At 72.2% G+C, this 23507-nt stretch carries 19 protein-coding genes and 1 CRISPR repeat array; of the genes, 3 read left to right on the top strand and 16 right to left on the bottom strand.

Annotated elements, in window-relative coordinates; translation table 11 throughout:
- Window positions 1-2 precede the first annotated feature (2 nt).
- Window positions 3-665, bottom strand: coding sequence for a haloacid dehalogenase (locus tag B7C62_20640; protein ID ARF74373.1), 663 nt, complete (start codon window positions 663-665; stop codon window positions 3-5).
- Window positions 666-861: 196 nt separating this feature from the next.
- On the opposite strand from B7C62_20640, the gene B7C62_20635 reads away from it, so the two are divergent.
- The 3 genes from B7C62_20635 (at window position 862) to B7C62_20625 (ending at window position 5399) form a co-directional block, all read left to right on the top strand.
- Complete coding sequence (locus B7C62_20635; GenBank protein ARF74372.1) at window positions 862-1446, top strand: HAD family hydrolase; 585 nt, start codon at window positions 862-864, stop codon at window positions 1444-1446.
- 311 nt (window positions 1447-1757) lie between these two features.
- Window positions 1758-2108 (top strand): 4a-hydroxytetrahydrobiopterin dehydratase, encoded by a 351-nt coding sequence (locus B7C62_20630; GenBank protein ID ARF74371.1) that lies wholly within the window; start codon window positions 1758-1760, stop codon window positions 2106-2108.
- A gap of 167 nt (window positions 2109-2275) precedes the next feature.
- Window positions 2276-4013: a CRISPR direct-repeat array (repeat unit 29 nt; unit sequence GTGGTCCCCGCGCACGCGGGGGTGGTCCC).
- Window positions 4014-4400: 387 nt separating this feature from the next.
- Window positions 4401-5399 (top strand): MarR family transcriptional regulator, encoded by a 999-nt coding sequence (locus B7C62_20625; GenBank protein ID ARF74370.1) that lies wholly within the window; start codon window positions 4401-4403, stop codon window positions 5397-5399.
- 179 nt (window positions 5400-5578) lie between these two features.
- Here B7C62_20625 and B7C62_20620 read toward each other — a convergent pair whose 3' ends face one another.
- The 15 genes from B7C62_20620 to B7C62_20550 all read right to left on the bottom strand — a co-directional run bounded on the left by B7C62_20620 (window position 5579) and on the right by B7C62_20550 (window position 23328).
- Window positions 5579-6187: a TetR family transcriptional regulator gene (locus B7C62_20620; GenBank protein ID ARF74369.1), complete on the bottom strand. Its 609-nt coding sequence runs from the start codon at window positions 6185-6187 to the stop codon at window positions 5579-5581.
- Window positions 6175-6909, bottom strand: a complete 735-nt coding sequence (locus tag B7C62_20615; protein ID ARF74368.1) for an enoyl-CoA hydratase — start codon at window positions 6907-6909, stop codon at window positions 6175-6177. The genes B7C62_20620 and B7C62_20615 overlap by 13 nt, the downstream gene beginning before the upstream one ends.
- Window positions 6906-8489, bottom strand: coding sequence for a 4-coumarate--CoA ligase family protein (locus B7C62_20610; protein ID ARF74367.1), 1584 nt, complete (start codon window positions 8487-8489; stop codon window positions 6906-6908). The genes B7C62_20615 and B7C62_20610 overlap by 4 nt, the downstream gene beginning before the upstream one ends.
- A gap of 232 nt (window positions 8490-8721) precedes the next feature.
- Entirely contained in the window at window positions 8722-9894 is a 1173-nt protein-coding gene (locus B7C62_20605) for an acyl-CoA dehydrogenase (protein ID ARF74366.1), read from the bottom strand.
- Window positions 9891-11867 (bottom strand): acety-l/propionyl-CoA carboxylase subunit alpha, encoded by a 1977-nt coding sequence (locus B7C62_20600; protein ID ARF74365.1) that lies wholly within the window; start codon window positions 11865-11867, stop codon window positions 9891-9893. Before B7C62_20600 ends, B7C62_20605 begins: the two co-directional genes overlap by 4 nt.
- 7 nt (window positions 11868-11874) lie before the next feature.
- Window positions 11875-13473: an acetyl-CoA carboxylase carboxyltransferase subunit gene (locus tag B7C62_20595; GenBank protein ID ARF74364.1), complete on the bottom strand. Its 1599-nt coding sequence runs from the start codon at window positions 13471-13473 to the stop codon at window positions 11875-11877.
- Window positions 13470-15215, bottom strand: a complete 1746-nt coding sequence (locus B7C62_20590; GenBank protein ID ARF74363.1) for an exopolyphosphatase — start codon at window positions 15213-15215, stop codon at window positions 13470-13472. Before B7C62_20590 ends, B7C62_20595 begins: the two co-directional genes overlap by 4 nt.
- Window positions 15212-16024, bottom strand: coding sequence for a TIGR03084 family protein (locus tag B7C62_20585; protein ID ARF74362.1), 813 nt, complete (start codon window positions 16022-16024; stop codon window positions 15212-15214). Before B7C62_20585 ends, B7C62_20590 begins: the two co-directional genes overlap by 4 nt.
- 174 nt (window positions 16025-16198) lie before the next feature.
- On the bottom strand, window positions 16199-17662 hold the full coding sequence (locus B7C62_20580) for a dehydrogenase (GenBank protein ID ARF74361.1): 1464 nt from the start codon (window positions 17660-17662) through the stop codon (window positions 16199-16201).
- Window positions 17659-19377 carry an ABC transporter ATP-binding protein gene (locus tag B7C62_20575; GenBank protein ARF74360.1) on the bottom strand — a complete coding sequence of 573 codons (1719 nt, stop codon included), beginning with the start codon at window positions 19375-19377 and terminating at the stop codon, window positions 17659-17661. The genes B7C62_20580 and B7C62_20575 overlap by 4 nt, the downstream gene beginning before the upstream one ends.
- Window positions 19374-20132 carry an SAM-dependent methyltransferase gene (locus tag B7C62_20570; GenBank protein ARF77293.1) on the bottom strand — a complete coding sequence of 253 codons (759 nt, stop codon included), beginning with the start codon at window positions 20130-20132 and terminating at the stop codon, window positions 19374-19376. Before B7C62_20570 ends, B7C62_20575 begins: the two co-directional genes overlap by 4 nt.
- Window positions 20133-20223: 91 nt before the next feature.
- Complete coding sequence (locus B7C62_20565) at window positions 20224-20790, bottom strand: hypothetical protein (GenBank protein ID ARF74359.1); 567 nt, start codon at window positions 20788-20790, stop codon at window positions 20224-20226.
- A complete protein-coding gene (locus B7C62_20560) occupies window positions 20787-22691 on the bottom strand; it encodes a thioesterase (GenBank protein ID ARF74358.1) in 1905 nt (634 codons plus the stop codon). Before B7C62_20560 ends, B7C62_20565 begins: the two co-directional genes overlap by 4 nt.
- 151 nt (window positions 22692-22842) lie before the next feature.
- Window positions 22843-23052 (bottom strand): hypothetical protein, encoded by a 210-nt coding sequence (locus B7C62_20555; protein ARF74357.1) that lies wholly within the window; start codon window positions 23050-23052, stop codon window positions 22843-22845.
- Between the two features lie 75 nt (window positions 23053-23127).
- Window positions 23128-23328 (bottom strand): hypothetical protein, encoded by a 201-nt coding sequence (locus B7C62_20550; protein ARF74356.1) that lies wholly within the window; start codon window positions 23326-23328, stop codon window positions 23128-23130.
- Between the last annotated feature and the right edge of the window lie 179 nt (window positions 23329-23507).

The following is a 23507-nucleotide window of genomic DNA, read 5'->3' as shown; positions in this document are numbered from 1 at the left end:
GCTCAGGGCATCCGGACGTTGAACTGCTGGATCAGAGGCGACAGCTCAAGGAGGCCCTCCACTCGGAAGGTGGGGAGCCTCCTCGCCTCCTCCGTCTCCCACTGGATCGTGGCCCAAGGCCCCCGGTGCACGAGCGCCGTACGCATGCCTGCCGCGACGGCCGGTCGGAGGTCGTTGTCGACGCGGTCACCAACGTAGAGAATCTCGCCGGGCTCCGCCGGAACGACCTCGGCCACGCGCACGAAGAACTCGGGGTCGGGTTTCGACGCGCCCCAGTCGTCCGAGGTGCCGATCAGGTCGACGTCCTGGGTGAACAGACTTCTCAGGATGCCGCCCGCCCGGACCGTCTGGTTGCCCGCGATACCGAGCCAGAGCCCGTCCGCACGCAACGCCGCCAGGGAGTCGCGTACGTCGGGGTACAGGTCCGACTCGTCGAAGTGCTCCGGCTGCCCGGCGGCGGCCCGTGCCTCTCGCTCGGCGTAGAGATCGAAGCCGGGGCGGAAGACCTGGAATGTCTCGCGGTAGTCCCGCCCCTGGGCGATCACTGCGCCGAACTGCGCGGCAAAGGTGTGGCGGGGGACCCCGAGCCAGTCCGCCCAGGTGCCGTACTCGCGGGTCTCGTCCACCAGGCACTCACCGACGTCGAACACCACTGCACGAATCATGCCGAGATCGTAAGGGCCGACCGAGTGGCCACGCGAAGGCGGCCCCACGCCCCCACGGCGAACCCACGCTCCCGGCCCGTCCGAGCAAACTACGAAGGGAGCGTGGGCAACGCTCCGGTGATGTTGGATGGCCAGGAATCGGGAGGAATCAGGTACGCGATCCGCCTCTCCCAGCGAGGCGCGAAAGGAACAACTCATGGCCGGTGACGACCTGTCCGCAGTGGGCCGTTTCCTGTACGAGGCGGGCACGCTCAAGCACGCCCGCCGCACCGGGTGGTGGATGGCCGGGGTCCGGGACCCCGAGAGCGTGGCCGAGCACTCCTGGCGTACGGCCCTGATCGCCACGATCATCGCCAAGCTGGAGGGCGCCGACCCCGCCCGGGCCGCCTACCTCGCCGTATGGCACGACACCCAGGAGAGCCGGACCGGGGACGTGAACCACCTCGGCAAGAAGTACGCCCCCGCTGGCGACCCGCAGGAAGTCACCGCCGACCAGACGGTCGGCATGCCCGAAGTCCTCGCCTCGGCGGTCCGCGAACTGATCGCCGAGTACGAGGCCAAGGAGTCACCGGAAGCGGTCTGCGCCCGCGACGCGGACAAGCTGGAGTGCCTGCTCCAGGGCATCGAGTACAAGGCCCAGGGCTACGAGAACGCCCAGCGCTGGATCGACAACAGCCGGGGGCGTCTCACCACCGAGACCGCGAACCGGCTGGCGGACGAGCTGCTGGCGCAGGGGGGCATCGACTGGCTGCGGTCGGCTCTGGGAGAGGGGCGGGGGTAGCGGGCAAGCGGCGGAGCAGAGGGCCCCGGGGCTGTGACAGGCGGCAGCATCGGCGCGCATGCTGACAGCCGACCTCCGGCCGTATGGGAGCGGGGGACGGGGGTGACATCAGCAACGCCCGGGCTTCCTGCGCCCAGCCACTGACCCCAGGAGGCCCAGCGCCGGTCGCCACGAACTAGGCGGCTCTCCCCTCTGCCCGTGGCGTCCTGGCGACGGGACAGCCTCTTCCGAAAGAGGAGATCGTGGCACGATGCCAAGTAGGCCATGACCTTGCGGGACTCATGACCCTGAGTGCAGAAAGGTTCTGACGAATGGGTAAGCATCCGCTGTCAGACGAGGAGATCGCTACCAAACTTGCCGGATCGCCCGGCTGGGTGCGTGAAGGGGACGCGATCACCCGCACGTTCGGGATTCGGTACCACGGCGGCGTCGCGATGATCGTGAACATCGCGGATGCCCAGCGACTCATCGGCCACCACGCGGACATCGACCTGCGCTGGGACCACGTACGGTTCCGCATCACGACACACGACGCCGGACACCGCCCCACCACCGCCGACTTCGACCTGGCCGCCCGGATCGACCGTATCGCGACGGCGCACGAAGCCCAGGCCCACAACTCCGGATCAGGGCGCCCGGGTTGTTCCGGCAGTATTCGGTGAACGGCCTTTCGGCGGTGACGATGAGGCATGCTGGGCGTGCGGCCGGGGGAGAAGTCCTGTCCGCTGCGTTCAGCCTTGGGCCACTCACAGAAGGAGACGATATGTCCGTTTCCCTGGAAGTAAGTAAAAACAGCCCCTCAGCCACCTAAACCCGCAGGTCACGAACTGTGGTCCCCGCGCACGCGGGGGTGGTCCCCAGCGACGCTGGCGCACAGCATAGCCAGATGTGTGGTCCCCGCGCACGCGGGGGTGGTCCCCCGCGGAACGCTCAGCTAGCACGACAGCCGTAGTGGTCCCCGCGCACGCGGGGGTGGTCCCCAGATCGGCAAGTCGACCCCGCCGGACGTCGAGTGGTCCCCGCGCACGCGGGGGTGGTCCCTGCTGCCACGGATCAAGCAGTAGACCGGCCCGGTGGTCCCCGCGCACGCGGGGGTGGTCCCGGCACGGTGACCGGCCACTTCACCCCGTCCAAGTGGTCCCCGCGCACGCGGGGGTGGTCCCGGCCCCAACTCACCGTGGCAGTGGGCGCTGCAGTGGTCCCCGCGCACGCGGGGGTGGTCCCCTCAGCTGGACCCGATTCAGCGCCGGGGCAGTGTGGTCCCCGCGCACGCGGGGGTGGTCCCGTCTCCCACTCGTGGGACGGGCCGCGCGCCCGGTGGTCCCCGCGCACGCGGGGGTGGTCCCTCGCCTACCTCTACGACGCGTCCCTCGCCAGCGTGGTCCCCGCGCACGCGGGGGTGGTCCCAGCCCGTCCAAGGTGAGGAGGAGTCCGGCCTTGTGGTCCCCGCGCACGCGGGGGTGGTCCCCAAGCAGATCGGACACGAGCCCCCGATGATCGGTGGTCCCCGCGCACGCGGGGGTGGTCCCCAGCGCGGCCGACCTTTGCCCGAGCCACCCCGGTGGTCCCCGCGCACGCGGGGGTGGTCCCAAGGGCACCGTGTCGAAGCTGATCAAGTCCTTGTGGTCCCCGCGCACGCGGGGGTGGTCCCGGTGCTCCAGGGGTGGGGTGTTACGGGGTGGGGTGGTCCCCGCGCACGCGGGGGTGGTCCCGACGGCCCGGGGGGTGGGTCACGCCTCCGGGTGTGGTCCCCGCGCACGCGGGGGTGGTCCCGACGGCCCGGGGGGTGGGTCACGCCTCCGGGTGTGGTCCCCGCGCACGCGGGGGTGGTCCCTACCACCCCGGCTACCTCGATCTACCACCCCGGTGGTCCCCGCGCACGCGGGGGTGGTCCCGTCTGATGGCCACCCCCATGCAGCGCGGCGCCGTGGTCCCCGCGCACGCGGGGGTGGTCCCCAGGAGCCCTCGACGGCCCCCGAGGAGACGGCGTGGTCCCCGCGCACGCGGGGGTGGTCCCGTGCCTCAGTACGGGGACCGTGCTGCCGGTCGGTGGTCCCCGCGCACGCGGGGGTGGTCCCGCGTCACCGATCGCCCGGATCACCTGAGCGCTGTGGTCCCCGCGCACGCGGGGGTGGTCCCTCGTCCTCCCAGCGCTGCCGCGCCATGGTCCGGTGGTCCCCGCGCACGCGGGGGTGGTCCCTCCCACCCGCCCGGGGGTCCGCCGACGGTCGCGTGGTCCCCGCGCACGCGGGGGTGGTCCCGTCCGGCGGTGGCAGGCCGAACCGAGCGGGGTGTGGTCCCCGCGCACGCGGGGGTGGTCCCTGGAGGCCGGTCAGTACCTGGATCGCACGGCGGTGGTCCCCGCGCACGCGGGGGTGGTCCCTGCCCGTACTGCAAGCGGCTCGACGGCACGGTGTGGTCCCCGCGCACGCGGGGGTGGCCCCTCCTTGGAGTGGCTGGTCAAGCCGGTCTTGGGGGTGGTCCCCGCGCACGCGGGGGTGGCCCCGTGCCCTCGGCGGTGGAGACGTCGATGTCGGTGTGGTCCCCGCGCACGCGGGGCATCCCCGCCTTGACCGTCTCTCGGGTCCCAAGCCTCGGGATTCGAGGCCGGTCCGTTCACCCTTTCTCGTGTACGGGTACGGGGCCTGGCCCGAAGCTTGGGCTCCGAGGCCCGGGGTTCGAGTGCCCTCTTTAACCGGCAGGCAAGAGAAGGGGGTTGGGAAACCCTCCCCACCCCCCACCCAGGTCACAGCTGGGGAAGTATGACTAATGGTGACGGCTTGCGGCGGAGCGTTACGAGTGCTTACGGTTCGAGAACTAAGCGACCCCGACAGGTGCTGAGACACCAGGCCGGGGTCTGACCGCAAGATCGAACACCTTAGAAAGACGATCCCGTGGCTAACCAGCACATTAGCTCCGCCCTGCAACCTCCCGCACTCTCCGACGCGTACCCCATGGCGAATCCGGGCTACGGAAAGCGCTCCGCCCCGGACCAACAGCCCCGTACGCGTGATGACTTCACGCTCCTCCCTACCCGCGAGCGGTACGTCGCCGGGTTCATCGACCACCTCCCCGACGGCGCGGCCATGAGCGTCAAGCAACTGGCCAAGCAGCTTCCCCTCTACGGGCAACAGGCCATCTCCACCGCCCTGAACGCCCTCTCCGTCGCCGGGCACTTGCGACGCGTACGGTGCCCCGTCGGCACCGGCGACGAGACGCGCTGGGTCTTCCGCACCTTCTGGTCCCGCACCGCCCGCGACAACGAATGGTGGAACACCTACCTCGCCACCGAAACCGCCGCAAAGGCCGCAACCGCCCAGGCTGCGACCACCAACGTGGCTGTCCCGCCTCCGTCGGAGCCGCCGAGGCCCGCACCAGTAGGCGTTGGCGACCACCGACACCCCGAACCCCCCGCCGTACCGCAGCAACGCACCACACATCCGACAGGCACGACAGCCCGGGAGGCAGCCCCACCTCCGGCGCGCGGGACCGGCCCGTCCCCTGCCTACCTTGCCCTGGCGCGTCTGGGCCGTGAGGATCACCGCCTGGCCCTGTCGGCGGACGACTGCGCGGCCCTGGAGGCCCAAGCAGCGGAATGGCTGGCCCGGGGCGTTACGGTGGACTACCTGACCAGCGCCCTCACCGCAGGCATCCCGGCCGAGATCAACTCCCCGGTCGGCTTCCTCCGCCGCCGCCTGACGACCAAGGTGCCCCCGCACCTGCCCCCGACGACCGTCCGCCCCTCCCAGGCCGCTGCTCCCGCCGCCCGCGTCCTGGTCGAGTGCACGGAATGCGGCACCCCCGGCCCGCCCGAGGCCCTCCCCGACGGCCTCTGCCGCCCCTGCCGTGGCACCTGTGGCACCAGCCCCGGGGACTCGTCGCCCACCCTGGCCGTACCACCGGACATCAAGACCCACATGGCCAACCTCCGCAACCTCCTCAAGCCCGTCTGAGCCGGCCGACGCCGATACAGCCGATACAGGGGAACGGGGGTGGAAGAGGGGGCGGCTTCACCGGCCCGAGCCCCGTGCCCCGTGCCCCGTGGACCAGGAAGGCCGGTTCCGGGACGCACGTCACGTCCCGTCACGTCAACTGCCCTGCGTTCAGGCATCCGTTACCGAACGGCCCCGACTCACCCCAACCCCTCCTCCACCAGCGCCGCCCACTGCGCCACCACCCGGGCCCGGCGGGCGGTGTCGTCGGTGAGGAGGTTGGCGAGGCCCAGGCCCCGGGCCATGTCCAGCAGGCCCTGGACCGTCTCGCGGGCGCCGGGGCGGGACTCGTCGGCGCCCAGGAGTTCGACGGCGATGCGGTGGGTCTCGCGGCCCACCCGCGCCTCCAGCTCCGTCACGCGGGGGCGCAGCTGCTCCTCGTTCGACGCCGCCACCCAGAGCTGGAGCGCGGCCCGGAACAAGGGGCCGGTGTACAGGTCCACCAGCGCCCCGACCACCTCCGCGCGCCCCTGCACGGGGAGCGCGCGCAGGGCGGCCGAGCGCTCCTCGGCCACGTACTCCACCGCCCCGGTGAACAGGTCCTCGCGGGTCGGGAAGTGGTGCTGGGCCGCGCCCCGCGAGACCCCGGCCCGCTCGGCGACCACCGAGACGGTGGAGCCCGCCCAGCCGTGTTCGGCCAGGCAGGCCACCGCCGCCTCCAGGAGCCGCTGCCGGGTGGCCCGACTGCGGTCCTGCTTGGGCGCGTGCGCCGATCTTGCAACGCTGGAGGAGGAAGTCACCGCACCCATACCGGGTCCCGTCGTTCGAGGAAGGCCGTCATCCCCTCCCTCGCCTCGTCGGAGGCGAACAGCGCGGCGGAGCGGGCGATGAGGTCTTCGGCGTACTGGTCGAAGCTCCTCAGAACCGTAGCCGTGACCAGCTCCTTCGATGCGGCCAGCCCCTGCGGTGAGGCCCGCCGGAGACCGTCCAGGACCGGGGCGAGGCCCTTCTCCACGTCCTCGGCGGCCACCGTGACCAGCCCGATCCGGGCCGCCTCCGCCGCGTCGAACCGCTCCCCCGTGAGGTAGTAGCGGCCGGCCGCCGTACGGTCCACGCGCGGCAGCAGCGTCAGGGAGATGACCGCCGGGGCCAGGCCCAGCCGCGACTCCGTGAGCGCGAAGGACGACGCCTCGCCCGCCACCGCGATGTCGCACGCCGCCAGCAGGCCCAGCCCCCCGGCCCGGACGTGCCCGTCCACCCGGGCCACCACCGGCTTCGGCAGCGCCACGATCTCCCGCATCAGCCCCACGAACGCCTCCGGGTCCGGCGGCGCCTTCAGGTCAGCCCCGGCGCAGAACGTCGTCCCGGTGTGGGTGAGGACCACCGCCCGTACGGTGTCGTCGGCGGCGCAGGCCGTCAGGGAATCCCGCAACTCCGCCACCAGCTGCGCCGAGAGCGCGTTGCGGTTCGCCGGGGAGTCCAGGGTCAGGGTGGCGATGCCCCGTTCCCGGGACGTACCGATCAGGGTCACTGTTCCTCCGTCTTCTCCCGGTCGCGCAGCTCGCGCCGGAGGATCTTGCCGGACGCGGCCCGGGGCACCGCCGCGATGAACTCGGCCTGCCGCACCTTCTTGTACGGGGAGACGCGCTCGGCGACGTACGCCATCACGTCCTCCTCCGTCAGCCCCTCCGCCGCCGGGCCCCGGACCAGGAACGCCTTCGGGACCTCGTTGCCCTCGGCGTCGTACACCCCGATCACCGCCGCGTCCGCCACCTGCTCATGGGTCAGCAGGAGGGCCTCCAGCTCGGCGGGGGCGACCTGGTAACCCTTGTACTTGATCAGCTCCTTGACCCGGTCGACGACGTACAGCCAGCCGTCCGCGTCCGCCCGGCCGACGTCCCCCGTGTGCACCCAGCCGTCCGCGTCGATCATGTCGGCGGTGGCGTCGGGGCGGCCCAGGTAGCCCTTCATCACCTGCGGGCCCCTGATCAGGATCTCGCCGTCCGCCCCCAACTCCGCCTCCTTGGACGGGTCTTCCAGGGAGACGATCCGCATCTCGGTGTTCGGCAGCAGCTTGCCCACCGTGCCCGGCGGCGGCTGCTCCACCGAGAGCGGCACCACGTGCGTACCGGGCGACAGCTCCGTCATCCCGTACGCCTGCCGCACCGGCGGCAGCCCCAGCCGGGCCGAACACGCCTCCGCCAGCTCGGCGTCCAGCGGGGCGGCGGCGCTGACGATGTACTGGAGCGAGGACAGGTCGTACTCCCCCACCAGCGGGTGCTTGGCCAGCGCCAGCACGATGGGCGGGGCCACGTACAGACCGGAGATGCGGTGCGTCTGGATGGCCGCCAGGAACTGCGCCAGATCGAAGCGCGGGAGGACGACGACCGTCGAGCCGCAGCGCAGAGGAGCGTTCATGAGGGCGGTGAGCCCGTAGATGTGGAAGAACGGGAGCACCGCCAGAATACGGTCTCCCTCCCCCATGGGAATGAACGGCCGCAGCTGCTCCAGGTTCGTCCCGATCGAGCGGTGCGTCAGCATCACCCCCTTGGGCGTACCCGTCGTGCCGGAGCTGTACGGGAGCGCCGCCACGTCCTCGCCGGGGTCGATGGCGATGGTCGGTTCGGGGGCCGTGGAGGACAGCATGTCCAGGATGGAGGTGTGGCCCTCCGCCTGGTCGCAGACGTAGATCTCCCTTACGCCGCCCGTCAGTTCGGCGGCGCGGCGAGCGGTCGCCAGGAGCGGGGAGACGGTCACGATCCACTTCGCCCCGCTGTCGGCGAGCTGTTTGGCGAACTCCTCGGCCGTGGCCAGCGGGTGGACGGTGGTGACGGAGGCCCCGGCGCGGGTGGCCCCGTAGAAGACCGCCGGGTAAGCGATGGTGTTCGGGCTGTGCAGGGCGAGGACGTCGCCCTTCCTGAGCCCCGCCTCGGCGAGTGCGGCGGCGATACGGCGGTGGAAGCCGTCGAGTTGGGCGTAGGTGAGGGACATGCCGTTCGTCCCGTCGATCAGGGCGACGGTGTCACCGAACCCGGCGGCCTCGCCGAGAACCGCGTCGTGGATGGGCACATCGAGGGCCGGTACATCTGCGTACTCACTGCGGAACACCATGGCGGTCAACCCCTGTCGTCGCGGTGGCCCGCGCCGCCCGGGAGGCGGTGCGGGACGCCGTGCGGGTGGTGCGGAGAGTCAGAATCGCCCCTGGGGGAGGGAAAGAGGGAGAGGTCGGACGGGTTTCTTCTGCACGGGCTCCCGAACGGCCCCGGTGCTGCGGTGCCAGCGACCGTGCGGCTCCGGTGCCGCAGCCGCTGGAGCCCGTACAGCTCCGGTGCGGGCGCGGGGCCTAGTACGACTTCGGCAGGCCCAGCGACTGGTGCGAGACATAGTTCAGGATCATCTCCCGGCTGACCGGCGCGATCCGGGCCACCCGCGATGCCGTGATCAGGGACGCGAGCCCGTACTCGCGGGTCAGGCCGTTGCCGCCGAGCGTGTGCACCGCCTGGTCGACCGCCTTCACGCACGCCTCGCCGGCCGCGTATTTCGCCATGTTCGCCGCCTCGCCCGCCCCGATGTCGTCGCCCTCGTCGTAGAGCCGGGCGGCCTTCTGCATCATCAGGCGCGACAGCTCCAGGTCGATGTGCGCGGTGGCGAGCGGGTGCGCGATGGCCTGGTGGGAGCCGATCGGGGCCTTCCAGACCTGGCGTGTACGGGCGTACTCGACGGCCCGGCCGAGCGCGAACCGGCCCATCCCGATCCCGAACGCGGCCGTCATGATCCGCTCGGGGTTGAGCCCGGCGAAGAGTTGCAGCAGCCCCGCGTCCTCGTCGCCGACCAGGGCGTCGGCGGGCAGCCGTACGTCGTCGAGGACCAGCTCGAACTGCTTCTCGGGGGCGTGGAGTTCCATGTCGATCGCGTTGCGCCCGAAGCCTTCCGCCTCGCGCGGGACGATGAACAGGCAGGGCTTCAGCTTCCCCGACCGGGCGTCCTCCGTGCGGCCCACGATCAACGTGGCGTCGGCTATGTCGACGCCGGACACGAAGACCTTGCGGCCGGTGAGGACCCAGTCGGTGCCGTCGCGGCGGGCGGTGGTGGTGATCCGGTGCGAGTTGGACCCGGCGTCGGGCTCGGTGATGCCGAAGGCCATGGTGAGCGTGCCGTCGGCGAGGCCCGGCAGCCACGTCCGCTTCTGCTCGTCCGTGCCGAAGCGGGCGATGACCGTGCCGCAGATCGCGGGCGACACGATCATCATCAGGAGCGGCGATCCGGCCGCCCCCAACTCCTCCATCACGATGGAGAGTTCCGCCATGCCGCCGCCCCCGCCGCCGTACTCCTCGGGGAGGTTCACCCCGAGGTAGCCGAGTTTGGCGGCCTCCGCCCACAGCTCGCGGGTGTGGGAGCCCTCGCGGATGACGGTGGTCATGTAGTCGCGCCCGTAACGCTTCCCGAGGGCGGCGACGGCGGCGCGCAGCGCCTGGTGCTCTTCGGTTTCGAGAACGGCGGTACGGACGGTGCTCATGCGGTCTCCTCCGTTACGGGGGCGGGGCCCAGGTCTTCCTGGACCACGGCGAGCAGGGCGCCCAGCTCGACCTGGTGGCCGGGGGCGGCGTGCAGGGCGGTGAGGGTGCCGGAGGCGGGGGCGAGGACGCGGTGCTCCATCTTCATCGCCTCCAGCCAGATCAGCGGCTGCCCGGCCGCCACCACGGCCCCCGGCGCGAGACCCTCCGCGAGGCGGACGACGGTGCCGGGCATGGGGGCGAGGAGAGAGCCGGGGTCGGTCCGCGTGGCGGGGTCGGTGAAGCGGGGCAGGGCGGTGAAGGTGTACGAGGCTCCGGCGGTGTCCACGTGGACCTGGTCGCGGTCGGGGTCGGGGTCGCGTGTGAGGGTGAAGTGGCGTGTCACGCCGTCGAGTTCGAGGGTGACGCGGTCGGGGGTGACGGAGACGGCCCGGATACCGTCCCTCTCGTACGGTTCCGGGATGCCGGTGCGCGGGGTGCGGTAGGCGATCGCGTGCTCGGTGCCGTCGGGTTCGCTCCGGTAGCGCTTGAGCTGGGGCTGCGAGGGGACGTTGCGCCAGGCGCCGAAGCGGGTGGGGGCGGTGTGGCCCTCGGTGGCGCGTACGGCTTCCGCCAGGGTGGCGGCGAGGGCGGCGGTGGCGGGGTCGCCTGCTCCGGGCGCGGTGAGGTCGGCCAGGTGGCGGTCGTAGAAGCCGGTGTCGAGGCGGGCCGCCGCGAAATCCGGGTGGCGCAACGACCGTACGAGCAGCGCCCTGTTGGTGACCGGGCCGTGGATACGGGCGCGCTCCAGGGCCCCGGCGAGGAGTCGCACCGCCTCCGTCCGCGTCGGGGCGTGCGCGATGACCTTGGCGAGCATCGGGTCGTAGTGCACGCCGATGGTGTCGCCGCCGACGTACCCGGTGTCCAGGCGCAGGCCGGGCGCGTCCGGCACCTCCAGTGTGAGCAGCGCTCCGGTCTGCGGCTGCCAGTCGCGCGCGGGGTCCTCGGCGTAGAGCCGGGCCTCCACCGCGTGGCCGGACGCCACCGGGAGCTCCGGCAGCGGCTCGCCCTCCGCCACCCGCAGTTGCAGCGCGACCAGGTCCACCCCGAACACGGCCTCCGTCACCGGGTGTTCGACCTGGAGGCGGGTGTTCATCTCCAGAAAGTACGGCCGCCCCTCGGCGGAGACCAGGAACTCCACGGTCCCCGCCCCCCGGTACCCGACCGCCCGCGCCGCCGCCACCGCCGCGTCATGGAGCCGGGTGCGCAGGGCGTCGTCCAGGCCGGGCGCCGGGGCCTCCTCGATGACCTTCTGGTGGCGGCGCTGGAGCGAGCAGTCCCGGGTGCCGAGGGCCCACACGGTGTCGTACGCGTCCGCCATGACCTGCACCTCGACGTGCCTGCCCCGCTCCACGTACGGCTCCGCGAACACCTCCCCGTCCCCGAAGGCGGACGCGGCCTCCGCGGCGGCGGCCAGCAACTCACCGCCCAGCGCGTCCAGTTCCCGGACGATCCGCATGCCCCGCCCGCCCCCGCCCGACGCGGCCTTCAGCAGCAGCGGCAGATCGTCCGGGCCCGCCGTCGCCGGGTCCACCGGGGCCAGCAGCGGCACCCCGGCCCCTGCCATCAGCTCCTTGGCCCGGGTCTTGGACGCCATCAGCTCGATGGCCTTGACCGGCGGGCCCACCCACACCAGCCCCGCGTCCTGCACGGCGGCGGCAAAGGCGGCGTTCTCGGAGAGGAAGCCGTAGCCGGGGTGCACGGCGTCCGCCCCGGCGGCCAGCGCGGCGGCCACGACGAGGTCGCCGCGCAGATAGGTGTCGGCCGGGGCGGCCCCCGGCAGGCGTACGGCGAGGTCTGCCTCCCGTACGTGCAGGGCGTCGGTGTCCGCGTCGGAGTACACGGCGACCGTGGTGATGCCCAGGTCACGGCAGGTGCGGAAGATCCGGCAGGCGATCTCGCCCCGGTTGGCGACAAGAAGAGTCGTGATGGTCATCCGGGCCTCACATTCGGAAGACGCCGAAGCCGCCGCGGGCGCCCTCGACCGGTGCGGTGTGGATCGCGGACAGGCACACCCCGAGGACGGTCCGGGTGTCGCGCGGGTCGATCACCCCGTCGTCGTACAGCCGCCCCGAGAGGAACATCGGCAGCGACTCCGCCTCGATCTGCTGCTCCACCATCGCGCGCAGCCCGGCGTCCGCCTCGTCGTCGTACGGCATCCCCTTCGCGGCGGCCGACGCGCGGGCCACGATGGAGAGGACGCCCGCGAGCTGCTGCGGGCCCATGACGGCGGACTTGCTGCTCGGCCAGGCGAAGAGGAAGCGCGGGTCGTAGGCCCGGCCGCACATCCCGTAGTGCCCGGCCCCGTACGAGGCGCCCATGAGCACCGACAGGTGCGGGACGCGGGAGTTGGCGACGGCGTTGATCATCATCGCGCCGTGTTTGATGATGCCGCCCTGCTCGTACTCCTTGCCGACCATGTAGCCGGTGGTGTTGTGCAGGAAGAGCAACGGAATGTCCCGCTGATTCGCCAACTGAATGAACTGGGCGGCCTTCTGCGACTCCTCGCTGAACAGCACCCCCTGCGCGTTGGCGAGAATGCCGACCGGATAGCCGTGCAGCCGCGCCCACCCCGTGACCAGGCTCGTCCCGTACAGCGGCTTGAACGCGTCGAAGTCCGATCCGTCCACCAGCCGGGCGATCACCTCGCGCGGGTCGAAGGGCACCTTCAGATCGCCCGGCACGATCCCGAGCAACTCCTCCGCGTCGTACTTCGGCGGCTCGGCGAGCCCCGGATCGGTGTGCGCCTTGCGCCAGTTGAAGCGGGCCACGATCCGCCGGGCCTGCCGGATCGCGTCCTGCTCGTCCACGGCGAAGTGGTCGGCGAGCCCCGACGTCCGGGCGTGCATCTCGGCCCCGCCCAGGGACTCGTCGTCGCTCTCCTCACCGGTCGCCATCTTCACGAGCGGCGGTCCGCCGAGGAAGACCTTGGAGCGCTCGCGGATCATCACGGCATGGTCGGACATGCCGGGGACGTACGCGCCTCCGGCGGTCGAGTTGCCGAACACCACGGCCACGGTGGGGATTCCGGCCGCCGAGAGCCGGGTGATGTCCCGGAACAGCGCCCCGCCCGGGATGAAGATCTCCTTCTGGGAGGGCAGATCGGCGCCGCCCGACTCCACCAGGCTGATGCACGGCAGCCGGTTGGCGAAGGCGATCTCATTGGCGCGCAGGGCCTTCTTCAGCGTCCAGGGGTTCGAGGCCCCGCCGCGTACGGTCGGGTCGTTGGCGGTGATCAGGCACTCGACGCCCTCCACCACCCCGATGCCCGTGATGAGCGAGGCGCCGACCGCATAGTCACTGCCCCAGGCGGCCAGCGGGGACAGCTCCAGGAACGGGGTGTCGGGGTCGACCAGCAGCTCGATCCGCTCGCGGGCGGGGAGCTTGCCGCGCTTGCGGTGCCGGGCCACGTACTTCTCGCCGCCGCCCGCGAGCACCTTGGCGTGCTCGGCCTCCAGGGCGGCGATCTTCTCCAGCAGGGCGGCCCGATGCGCCGCGTACTCCGGGCTGTCGGTGTCGAGCGCGGTGGGCAGGACGGTCATACGGTCACCTCCGGTACGGGGGCGGTGCCTTCCAGCAGGGCCACGGGGATCGGCAGCCACCGCGACCGCAGCCACTCCCCCACCGCCTTGGCCTGCGGGTCGAACCGGGCCTGGGACGCGACGCCCTCCCCGAGGAGGCCGTGCACGGTGAAGTTGAGGGCGCGCAGATTGGGCAGGACATGGCGTACGACGGTCAAGTCGGCGGTCTCCGGGAGGAGTTCCTTGAACCGCTCGACGGTCAGCTCATGCGCCAGCCACCGCCACGCGGCGTCGTCCCGCACCCAGACGCCCACGTTGGCGTCACCGCCCTTGTCCCCGCTGCGGGCCCCCGCGACGAGCCCGAGGGGGGCGCGGCGGGTGGGCCCGGACGGATACGGTTCGGGGAGCGGCGGTTCATCGACCTCGGCCAACTCCTGTGTATGGGTGGGCGGTTCGATGATCTCCCGCCGCCCGTCCGGCAGTACGGCGAGGTGCTCGACCTCCCCCGCCGGTACGTGGATCGCCTCGAACACCCCGTAGGGCGCGCCCTTTCCGGGCGGTGCGGTGACATGGCAGCCCGGGTAGCTGCCGAGGGCGAGTTCGACGGCGGCGGAGGAGACGGCCCGGCCCACCGCCTCGGCGTCCTGGTCCCGGACGGTGAGTCGGAGCAGCGCGCTGGCCCGCTCCTCGGTGTCGGCGTCGGGGCGGTCGGTACGGACCAGCTCCCAGCGCACCTCGGCGGGGGGCCGCACACCGCTCCGCTCCAGGGCGTCGGCGAACTGGGCCTGCACCAGACGGGACTTGGCCGCCACATCCAGGCCCGTGAGGACGAACACGACTTCGTTGCGCCAGCCGCCGAGCCGGGTGAGCCCGGCCTTGAGCGTGGGCGGCGGGGCCTCGCCGCGCACGCCGTCGACGCGCACCCGGTCCGGGCCGTCGGGGGTGAGCCGTACGGTGTCGAGGCGGGCGGTGACGTCGGGTCCGGCGTACCGGGCTCCCCCGGTCTCGTACAGGAGTTGGGCGGTGACCGTCCCGAGGTCGACGACGCCTCCCGTACCGGCGTGCTTGGTGATCACGGAGGACCCGTCGGCGTGGATCTCGGCGAGCGGGAAGCCGGGGCGGCGCAGAAGGCCGGGGTCGTGGTCGCCGAAGAAGGCGTAGTTCCCGCCGGTCGCCTGCGTGCCGCACTCCAGGACGTGCCCGGCCACCACCGCTCCCGCGAGGGCGTCCAGGTCGTCGGGGCCCCAGCCGAAGCGGGCGGCGGCCGGGCCGGTGACGAGGGCCGCGTCGGTGACCCGGCCGGTGACGACGATGTCGGCCCCGGCCCGCAGACAGGCGGCGATCCCGGCGCCGCCCAGGTAGGCGTTGGCGGTGAGGAAGCCGTCGGGTACGGGCAGGCTGTCGCCCTCCACATGGGCGACGGCCACCGGAACCCCGACCTTGGCCGCCAACTTCCTTACGGCGTCGGCGAGTCCGGCCGGGTTGAGCCCGCCCGCGTTGGCGACGATCTTCACGCCCCGCTCCTGGGCGAGCCCGAGCCCTTCCTCCAGCTGACGCAGGAAGGTGGTGGCGTACCCCTTCTCGGGGTCCTTGAGGCGGCCGCGGCCGAGGATGAGCATGGTCAGCTCGGCGAGGTAGTCGCCGGTGAGGACGTCGAGGGGGCCGCCGGTGAGCATCTCGCGCACGGCGTCGAAGCGGTCGCCGTAGAAGCCGGAGGCGTTGCCGATACGGAGAGGGGCCGGGCCCGGCGCGGGGGCAGTCACCGGTCACCCCGTGCGGCCCGCTCGGTACGGGGCGGGCGGCCCGGTCCGGGAGGGCCGGCGAACGCCTGGGCGATACCGAGCCACTGGTCCGCCTGGCGCCCCTCGGCGGTGACGGCGAGATCGGCGCGGTGGGCGCGCTGGGTGACCAGGAGGCAGAAGTCGAGGAGCGGCCCGGTGACGCGCTGGGCGGCGGCTTCGGGGCCGTACGCGATCAACGCGCCGTCGGGTGCGTGGAGTTCGACGCGGAACTCCTCTCCGGGTGGCTCGATCCCCCGTACCGCGTAGGCGTAGTTCCGGGCCCGCACCCCGATCCGGGCCACGTGCCGCAGCCGGGCGGTGGGGGTCCGGGTGGCCCCGAGGGCGTCGGCGATGTCCTGGCCGTGGGCCCAGGTCTCCATGAGCCGGGCGGTCGCCATGGACGCGACGCTCATCGGCGGCCCGTACCAGGGGATGCGGGTGCCCGCCGGAGCGTCCCGCAGCACCTGGTCGAGCCGCTGCCGCCCCTCCCGCCACCGGGCGAGCAGGGCGTCCGGGGCATGGGCGGCGACCAGCGCCCCGGCGGCCTCGTCGACGAAGGACTCGGGGGCGGCGAACGCCTTGCCGACCTCGTCGCCGAACCGGTCCGGGTCGGTGGCCGCCAGCAGCGCGACCTCGTCGGTCCAGGCGAGGTGGGCGATCTGGTGGGCGACGGTCCACCCCTCGGCGGGGGTCTGCTCACGCCACCGCCCGGGCTCCAACGACCCGACGAGAGCGTCGAGTTCGTCGCTCTCCTCGCGCAGATCGCCGACCACCGCTGCGACATCGGACACGTGCGCTCCCCTCGGGACCGGGTGTGGTGCCCAGGAGCATGGCAGCGCGCCAGGAAACAATCAAGCGCGCTTGCATGATTTTCTGTCCGCCGCCTGCCGCTCCCGTGCGTTCACAGCCCGGGGTCGGGGGTTCGGGGTTAGGGGGTTCGGAGGTGCGGGGGTTCGTGTTTCCCGTCAGGGCCGTACGCCCAGAGGGGGCGGAACGCGGACGCCGTACTCCCTGCGCAGGGACGAGAGCGCGGCCAGGTAGCCGGACATCCCGTGGACGCTGGGGCCGGGCGGGGTCGACGCCGAGCACAGGTAGACACCCGGCAGCGGCGTCCGGTACGGGTCGACGCTGGGGACCGGCCGGAGGACGGACTGGGTCAGGGTCATCGCGCCCGCGCCGATGTCCCCGCCGACGTAATTGGCGTTGTGGTGCTCCATCCCGGCGGCCGGGATGCCCCGGGAGGCGAGAACGGTGTCCGTGAAACCGGGGGCGTACCGCTCGATCCGGGAAAGGACGAGGGGGACCGGGTCGGTGCGGTCCCCGTGCGGGACATGGGCGTACGCCCACACCGGGCGCTTGCCCCCGACGGCACGCCCCGGGTCGGTGACGGCCGGGTCGACCACGAGCACGAACGGTTCGTCGGTGCGGACACCGCGCGCCGTGAGGGTCTCCTGCCGGACCATCTCGGCATGGGTCCCGCCGAGGTGCACGGTACCGGCCCTGCCCACCTCGGGGTTGGCCCAGGGGATCGGCTCCGAGACAAGGAAATCGACCTTCGCGGCCCCCGGGCCGTAGCGGAAGCGGCGCAGTGCGCGCGCGTAGCGGGGCGGCAGCCGGTCCCCGGCCAGCTCCAGCAGTCCGCGGGGCGCGATGTCGAGCATCAGCAGGCGGGCGGGGGCGAGTTCGCGCAGGTCGGTGATGCGGCGGCCGGTGTGGAACACACCCCCGTGCGCGGTGATGTCCGCGGCCATCGCGTCGGCGATGCTCCTGCTGCCGCCCGCGGGCAGCGGCCAGCCGGTGCCGTGCGCGAGGTGGGCGAGCAGGGCGGTGACGGCGCCCGAGGCGATGCTCGGGAGCCTGCCGAGGGCGTGGGCGGTGACGCCGGTGAGCAGCGCGGCGGCCTCCTCGCCGTGGAACCGCGCGGCGCCCAGCCGCGTTCCGTGCTCCAGGGTCCGCAGGCCGACCAGAGCGGCGGCGACCGGGTCCCGGGGAAGGGCCCGCTGCCCGGACAGCACGAAGTCGACAACTCCTTCGCTGTGGTCGAGCAGCGACCGCATCAGGCCGCGCCAGCGGGCGCCGTCCCGGCCGAGCCCGGCGCAGGTCCGCTCCAGGTCCCGGTGCGCGAGACCGGCCCGGCCCCCGTCCAGGGGGTGGGCGTAGCTGATCTCGGGGTGGCGCAGGTCCACACCCCGGGCGGGCAGGTCGAACGCGCGGAAGAAGCGGGAGGCGGCCGCCATGGGGTGCACGGCTGAGCACAGGTCGTGGACGATGTCCCGGTCGAAGAGGGCCTCGGTGCGCAGACCGCCGCCGATCGTGTCCTCCGCCTCGTACAGCGCCACGCGCAGCCCCGCGCGGGCCAGGGTCACGGCGGCCGCCAGACCGTTCGGCCCGGTACCGACGACGGCGGCGTCCGCCTGGTCCCCGCTCATCGGGCCGCGCCTTCGGTCAGCAGCTGCCGGCTCGCGATGCGCCGGTACAGCTCGTCGGAGTCCAGCAGTTCGTGGTGGGTTCCGGTGGCGCGTACGCGTCCGGCTTCGAGGACGATGATCCGGTCCGCGTCCACCACGGTGGAGAGGCGGTGGGCGATGGCGATGACGGCGCACTCCTGGGAGACCGTGGCGATGGTGTCGCGGAGTGCGGCCTCGGCCTCGCTGTCGAGGTGGGCGGTGGCCTCGTCGAGCAGGATCACCTGGGGGCGCTGGAGCAGCGTGCGGGCGATGGCCAGCCGCTGGCGCTGGCCGCCGGAGAGGCCCGCGCCCCGTTCGCCGAGCGGGGTGTCGAGCCCCTGGGGCAGTCCGGCGAGGACGTCGGTGAGCCCGGCCAGCCGTACGACGTGGGCGATCGCCCCGTCGTCGGCGTCCGGATCGGCGTAGGTGAGGTTCTCCCGGACCGTGCCCCGGATCAGGGCGCTCTCCTGTTCGACGTAGCCGATCAGGCCGCGCACCTGGTCCAGCGGCATCGTGGCGATGTCGACGCCCCGCAGGTGGACGGAGCCCTCGCCGGGCCGGTGGAGCCGTTCCAGGAGCTGGAACAGGGTGGTCTTGCCCGCCCCGGACGGTCCGACGATCGCCGTGAGGCCGTGGGGCGGCACGGAGAACGAGACGTCCTCGACAACCGGGGCGGCGGGCGGCGGGGCATAGCCGAAAGTCACCCCGTCGAACCGGACGGCGGGGCCGGGCAGCAGCTCGGCCGGGGGCGGGGCCACGGCCTCCTCCTGCTCCAGGTGGGACAGCTCGGTGACCCGGTCGATGGCGGCCCGGCCCTGCTGGAACTCCCCGATGGCGAGGAAGAGCATCACCAGGGGGGCGACCAGGTAGAACAGGTACATCACGAAGGCCGTCAGGGCCGACAGCTCCATGGCCCCGGTGGCGACCCGGGACATGCCCCAGCCCACCACCGCGGCCAGGCACACCTGCGTGCCCACGTTCATGGCGGGGGTGAGCATCGCGGAGATCGCGCTCACCCGGATGCCGGAGCGGCGGGCGCGCCCGGCGAGCGCGGTGATCCGGGCGTCCTCGCGCGCCTCGGCGCGGGAGGTCTTGACGGTGCTCATCCCGCCCATGACGCGCTGCACTCCGGAGCCGAAGGAGCTCGTGTCCTCCCGGTTGACCAGGGACGCCTGCCGCACCCGCCGGGCGAGCAGGAGCGAGACCACGCTGGCCGCGCCGAGACAGCCCAGGCTGAGCAGGAGCAGCGGCCAGTCGATCCAGGCCATGGCGGCGATACCGCCGACGACCATGAAGCCCGAGGTGACGATCTGGGCCAGCGACTGGGAGAGGGAGACCCGCGCGATGGAGGTGTCCGTGACGACCCGGGTGAACACATCGCCGTGGTCGAGGCGTCCGAACGCCGCCATGTCGGCCCGCAGCAACCGGCCGACGAGCGTCCGCCGCATGTCGAAGACGATGTTCTCACCGGCGCGGCCGATCGCGTAGGCGTGCGCCGCGGCGAGCACGGCGTCGGCGCAGAACAGCGCGACGATCGAGGCGATGGGCCAGAAGAGCGGGCTGTCCTTGGCCACGGCCCCGATGAGTTCACCGATGAGCAGCGGCTGGGCGAGCGACGCGACCGCGCCGAGCAGGCCGAGGGTGATCCCGGCGATCAGGAGCGGCCGGTGCGCCTTCGCGGTCTCCCATACGTTCACGCGTTCTCTCCCCGTTCGTAGACGGTGATGAACAGGGGCGACCCGGGGGTGTAGGGCGTGCCGTCCCAGGAGGAGAGCCGCAGGTGCGGGGTGAGCCCGGCCCGGGTGGCGTACCCGTCGACGGTGTCGGGGTCCAGGAGGCGTACGGCCTCCGATCCGACGCGGGTGGTGCCGTCGGCCTCGTACCAGACCTGGTGGCACTCCCAGATGTCGTCCAGGAGGGTGGCGTGCGTCTGAAGTCCCGTACCGGGTTCCGGATAGCGGGTGAAGAAGGTGGCCTGCCGCCGCCCTTCGTGCAGCGCGACGATGCCCTGCCTGTTGTGGCTCTCCACGACCAGCCGCCCGCCCGGTGCGAGGAGGGCGGCGGCCCGGCTGATGACCCGCTGCTGGTCCACGGGGTCGGTGACCAGGCCCAGGACGCTGCACACGCAGTACACCAGGCCGTAGGTCCGGTCGTCGGTGTAGGTGCGCGCGTCACCGCGCACCGCGGTGACGCGCGCCTCCTCGGCGGTGCTGTCGGCGCTCAGCGCCTGGAGCATCTCGGGCGAGGAGTCCACACCGGTGACCGGGCCCACGCGGCGGGAGAGCGGGATGGCGATACGGCCCGTTCCGACGCCCAACTCCAGGGTTCCGGCGCCGGGTTCGGGGTGCAGGGCGGCCAACACCTCTGCGGTGGCGTCCGCGTGGGCGTCCTTCGGGAAGATCCGGTCGTACCAGCCCTGGAACTGCTGGCCGTAGCCGATGTCCTGAGTCATCTTCACTTGTCTTTGTTGTTCGTCGTGATGCTGAACAGGAAGTACAGGGCGATGATGATGCCGATCGCGAAGATGATGACGGTGGTGGTGGTCACAGCGCGGCCTCCGGGTTCATGGGCGTGTAGGGCGACATGAAGATCATGTCCGGTTCCACCGATGTGTCGTAGCCCGCGTCCCGGGCCAGGGCGAACTGGAACCCCTTGACCGACTCCTGCCCCTCCGCGCGCAGCAGGTGCCGCAGATGGGAGGTGATCAGCCGGTACGGCGGTGACTGCAGGCCCGCTTCGAAGCCGCCCCGGTCCATCACCTGAAGGACCTCACCGCACACGTCGAAGACGGCCTTCTCGGGGCGCCGGTCGGGGAACCAGAAGATCTGGCTCATCTTCCGCCCGGCGATGACGTCCAGGGTGCGCCAGGGCGAGGTGGCGTTCTCTTCGTCCAGCGTGCGGTAGAGGAAGTGGTAGTCGTGCATGGCCGGGGAGGGGGCGAAGAAGCGCCAGTTCGGGAGGACCGAGAAGGTGTCCTTGGCCTGGAGCCGGTTGAAGACGGGGTTGGGGTGCTGGGCGGCGATGGTGCCGACCACGAAGGCGGCGCCGATGACGCGCGCGGTGGCACCGGGTCCGGTGAACAGCGATCTGGCGTGGTGCAGTGCTTTCATTCGGCCGCTCCTGCTGAGGGGGTGGGGGTGGTGGCGGGAGCCGTGACGGCTGTCGGGGCGGTGGCGGCGGCCGTGGTGAGGAAGTCTTTGATCCGGTCGGCGATCAGCAGCGCGTACCTGCTGTCGGTGAGCATGGTGTCGTGGTCGCTGCCCTCGACGACCCAGGTCTCGACCCGGCGCCCGGCGCCCCGGTGGGACTCGGCGATCTCGTGGTGCATGAGCAGCTGCTCCGGCGACTGGTCGATGCTCTGCTGGGCGGAGATCACCAGGGCGTCGGCCGCCACCGGCTCCAGGTCACCGCTGTAGGACGTGAAGTCGGCCTCCACGGCGTCCCATTCGCGGCGGGCGGCGATCCACATGCGGGCGTCGGTGTACTGGGCGAACACCCGCTGGCGGTAGTTGAGGGGGAGGTTCTCCAGCCAGTCGGGGCGCGCCATGAAGATGCCCATGCCGAGCCGCAGGGACACGGTGATGAGGGACATCGACCGGCCGAGCTGCTCCCCGGCCTCGCGCTGCGCGGCGGACCGGTTGAGTTCGTCCGGGTGGGAGGAGTCGAGGTAGACGATGCCGTCCAGGCGGTCGCCGAGCTGCGGGGCGGCCCGGCGGGCGAGCTCGCCGCCGAGCGAGTGCCCGACCAGGACGACCCGGCGGCCGGAGGGCACGGCCTGCCCGATGAGGTCGACCAGGTCGTCCACCGACTCCTCGAGACGGTAGGCGTCCCGGCTGTTGCGGTCGCTGCCCGCGTACCCCGCGCGGGCGTAGGACAGCACACCGCAGCCGGAGCCCTTGACGAGCCGCTCGGTGATCCACGCGAAGTGCTCCGAGGTGGACGCCAGTCCGGCCGCGAAGACGAGGACCGGCTTCGACGCGTCGGAGCCGCCGCCCGTCTCGTACTGGAGGGTGTTGCCGTGCCGGGTGGTGACGAACCGTGAGGTCGGCCAGCCGTCCCGGGTGCGCATCCTGCGCTGTACGGCGGTCACCCCGGCCGCGGCGGCGGAGCCCGCCAGCAGGACGGCGGCCACGGCGGGCGCCCGGTCGTCCCGTCCGGCCACGGCGGGGTGGGACTTGGGCGCGGAGGTGTAGGCGACCATGGGGTGCATGGAGACGAACGCGGTGACGAACCGGCCGAGTCCCATGACGAATCCGTTGGCGACGTGGAAGGCCGCGGCGGAGGCGATGACCGGCCGGGCGAGACGGCCGCCCGCGAGGTAGGCCACGGGGAAGAGGCATTCGAGCGCCAGGACGCCGTGCGTCAGGTACTTGGCCTGCCGGGGGAAGCGCTCGACCAGGCGGAAGGTGGGCTCGTGGCCGTAGGTCCGGGTCCGCATCACCCCGCCGAGGGCGGTGGCGTCCCGCCACGGCTCCCCGAGCAGCTTGACCCAGCCGGACACCAGGTACGACAGGTTGGCCTGCAGGGCGATGTACCAGATCAGGGCGTCCTGGGTCTGGGGGCTGCGGGAGAGCCTGGCGGCCCCGTTCGCCGCCTGCACCAGCATGGAGACCTGGTCGGAGCCGTCGGTGCCGTAGCGGTGGCGGGGGTAGAGCAGCGCACCGCTGGCCGACAGGAACAGGCTCGCCGCTCCCCGGGCGCGGTGGTTGCCGGGCAGCAGCAGCGCGGTCGCCGCGGCCGCCTGCGCCACGTGCAGGGCCACCGTGGTCCGTTCGCCGCTGGCCGCCCGCATCAGCCGCTGGGTGAGCGGGAAGGAGCCGAAGTAACTGTCCTTGAGGATCGTGAAGTCGTTCAGCCCGCCCTTGCGGGTCTGCTTGCGCTGGGTCAGGTACTCCAGCGAGGACCCCAGTGCGGTGGCCGCGCTCAGCCGCTCGGATATGCCGATGGCCCGTTCCCGGGAGACCGGGAGAGGGCGAAAGACCGCAGAGGCGATCCTCTTCGAAAGCTTCACAGATTCCACTCCACAATATGCCGGAATTTTCCCATGGTGCACCGGCTAGAATGTCCCGTGATCCGCCGGGCCAGACTGCGACTCTGGCCCGGCGGACCGTCATACGGAATAACGCGGACAATGCGTGGCGCTCAGGCGCCGGACCACACTGTTACTTGCCCGCTCCGGCGTCGTAGGCGGCCACGGTGGCCGCACCGAACGCGATGCCGGCCGAGAACGCCTTGGCGGTGAAAGGCACCGCGAAGGCGGGGGTGCCGAGCACCGGGTAGGCGGCGGCGGTGAGGCCGCCGGACTCGGTGTCCGCGATGGCGGTCACCGGGAGCTGACCGGTCGCGTGCAGACGCGTGATGACGTTCGTCATGAGGGATCTCTTTCCGGAGAATCGATAAGGGTGGTGCGGATGGCCGCGGCGGACGCGCCGTGGATCAGCTGTGGGTCAGCCGTTGGCCTTGCCGGCCGTGTACGCGCCGACGACACAGCCTGCACCTGCGGCGAAGGCGCCGACGGCCTTCCAGCCGGCGATGGTCGTGATGGTCGCCGGGGTGGCCAGGAGGGGCGCGTCAGCGGCAGGCACGTGGGCGCTGCCGATACCGCCGAGGTCCTGCCGGGCGTTGAAGTAGGCGGCGATGTCGCTCATAAAATTTCTCCCTGGTGTGAAAAAAGCACGCGGAGAACTCATGAACGCATAACAGAAGGCTGAAATCGACTTTCGAGCGTTCGGAAACATGCCGAAACATGCCGAACGCGAACCCCCCGTATATGCGGTCATGAATTCCGACCCGCACATCGTGCGGCTGGTCCAACCGCACGCCGGAA

The sequence above is a fragment of the Kitasatospora albolonga genome (genome assembly GCA_002082585.1).
GTDB classification, from domain to species: domain Bacteria; phylum Actinomycetota; class Actinomycetes; order Streptomycetales; family Streptomycetaceae; genus Streptomyces; species Streptomyces stephensoniae.
The sequence above is the reverse complement of the archived record's forward strand: the minus strand, read 5'-3'. Positions and strand labels throughout refer to the sequence as shown.

Bases quoted from the DNA above. Each gene is read 5' to 3' on its own strand.
- B7C62_20595 (ARF74364.1), bottom strand. From the start codon at position 13,473: ATGACCGTCCTGCCCACCGCGCTCGACACCGACAGCCCGGAGTACGCG.
- B7C62_20610 (ARF74367.1), bottom strand. From the start codon at position 8,489: ATGGTGTTCCGCAGTGAGTACGCAGATGTACCGGCCCTCGATGTGCCC.
- B7C62_20605 (ARF74366.1), bottom strand. From the start codon at position 9,894: ATGAGCACCGTCCGTACCGCCGTTCTCGAAACCGAAGAGCACCAGGCG.
- B7C62_20625 (ARF74370.1), top strand. From the start codon at position 4,401: ATGGCGAATCCGGGCTACGGAAAGCGCTCCGCCCCGGACCAACAGCCC.
- B7C62_20640 (ARF74373.1), bottom strand. From the start codon at position 665: ATGATTCGTGCAGTGGTGTTCGACGTCGGTGAGTGCCTGGTGGACGAG.
- B7C62_20620 (ARF74369.1), bottom strand. From the start codon at position 6,187: ATGGGTGCGGTGACTTCCTCCTCCAGCGTTGCAAGATCGGCGCACGCG.
- B7C62_20570 (ARF77293.1), bottom strand. From the start codon at position 20,132: ATGACTCAGGACATCGGCTACGGCCAGCAGTTCCAGGGCTGGTACGAC.
- B7C62_20600 (ARF74365.1), bottom strand. From the start codon at position 11,867: ATGACCATCACGACTCTTCTTGTCGCCAACCGGGGCGAGATCGCCTGC.
- B7C62_20580 (ARF74361.1), bottom strand. From the start codon at position 17,662: ATGAGCGGGGACCAGGCGGACGCCGCCGTCGTCGGTACCGGGCCGAAC.
- B7C62_20630 (ARF74371.1), top strand. From the start codon at position 1,758: ATGGGTAAGCATCCGCTGTCAGACGAGGAGATCGCTACCAAACTTGCC.
- B7C62_20635 (ARF74372.1), top strand. From the start codon at position 862: ATGGCCGGTGACGACCTGTCCGCAGTGGGCCGTTTCCTGTACGAGGCG.
- B7C62_20565 (ARF74359.1), bottom strand. From the start codon at position 20,790: ATGAAAGCACTGCACCACGCCAGATCGCTGTTCACCGGACCCGGTGCC.
- B7C62_20555 (ARF74357.1), bottom strand. From the start codon at position 23,052: ATGACGAACGTCATCACGCGTCTGCACGCGACCGGTCAGCTCCCGGTG.
- B7C62_20550 (ARF74356.1), bottom strand. From the start codon at position 23,328: ATGAGCGACATCGCCGCCTACTTCAACGCCCGGCAGGACCTCGGCGGT.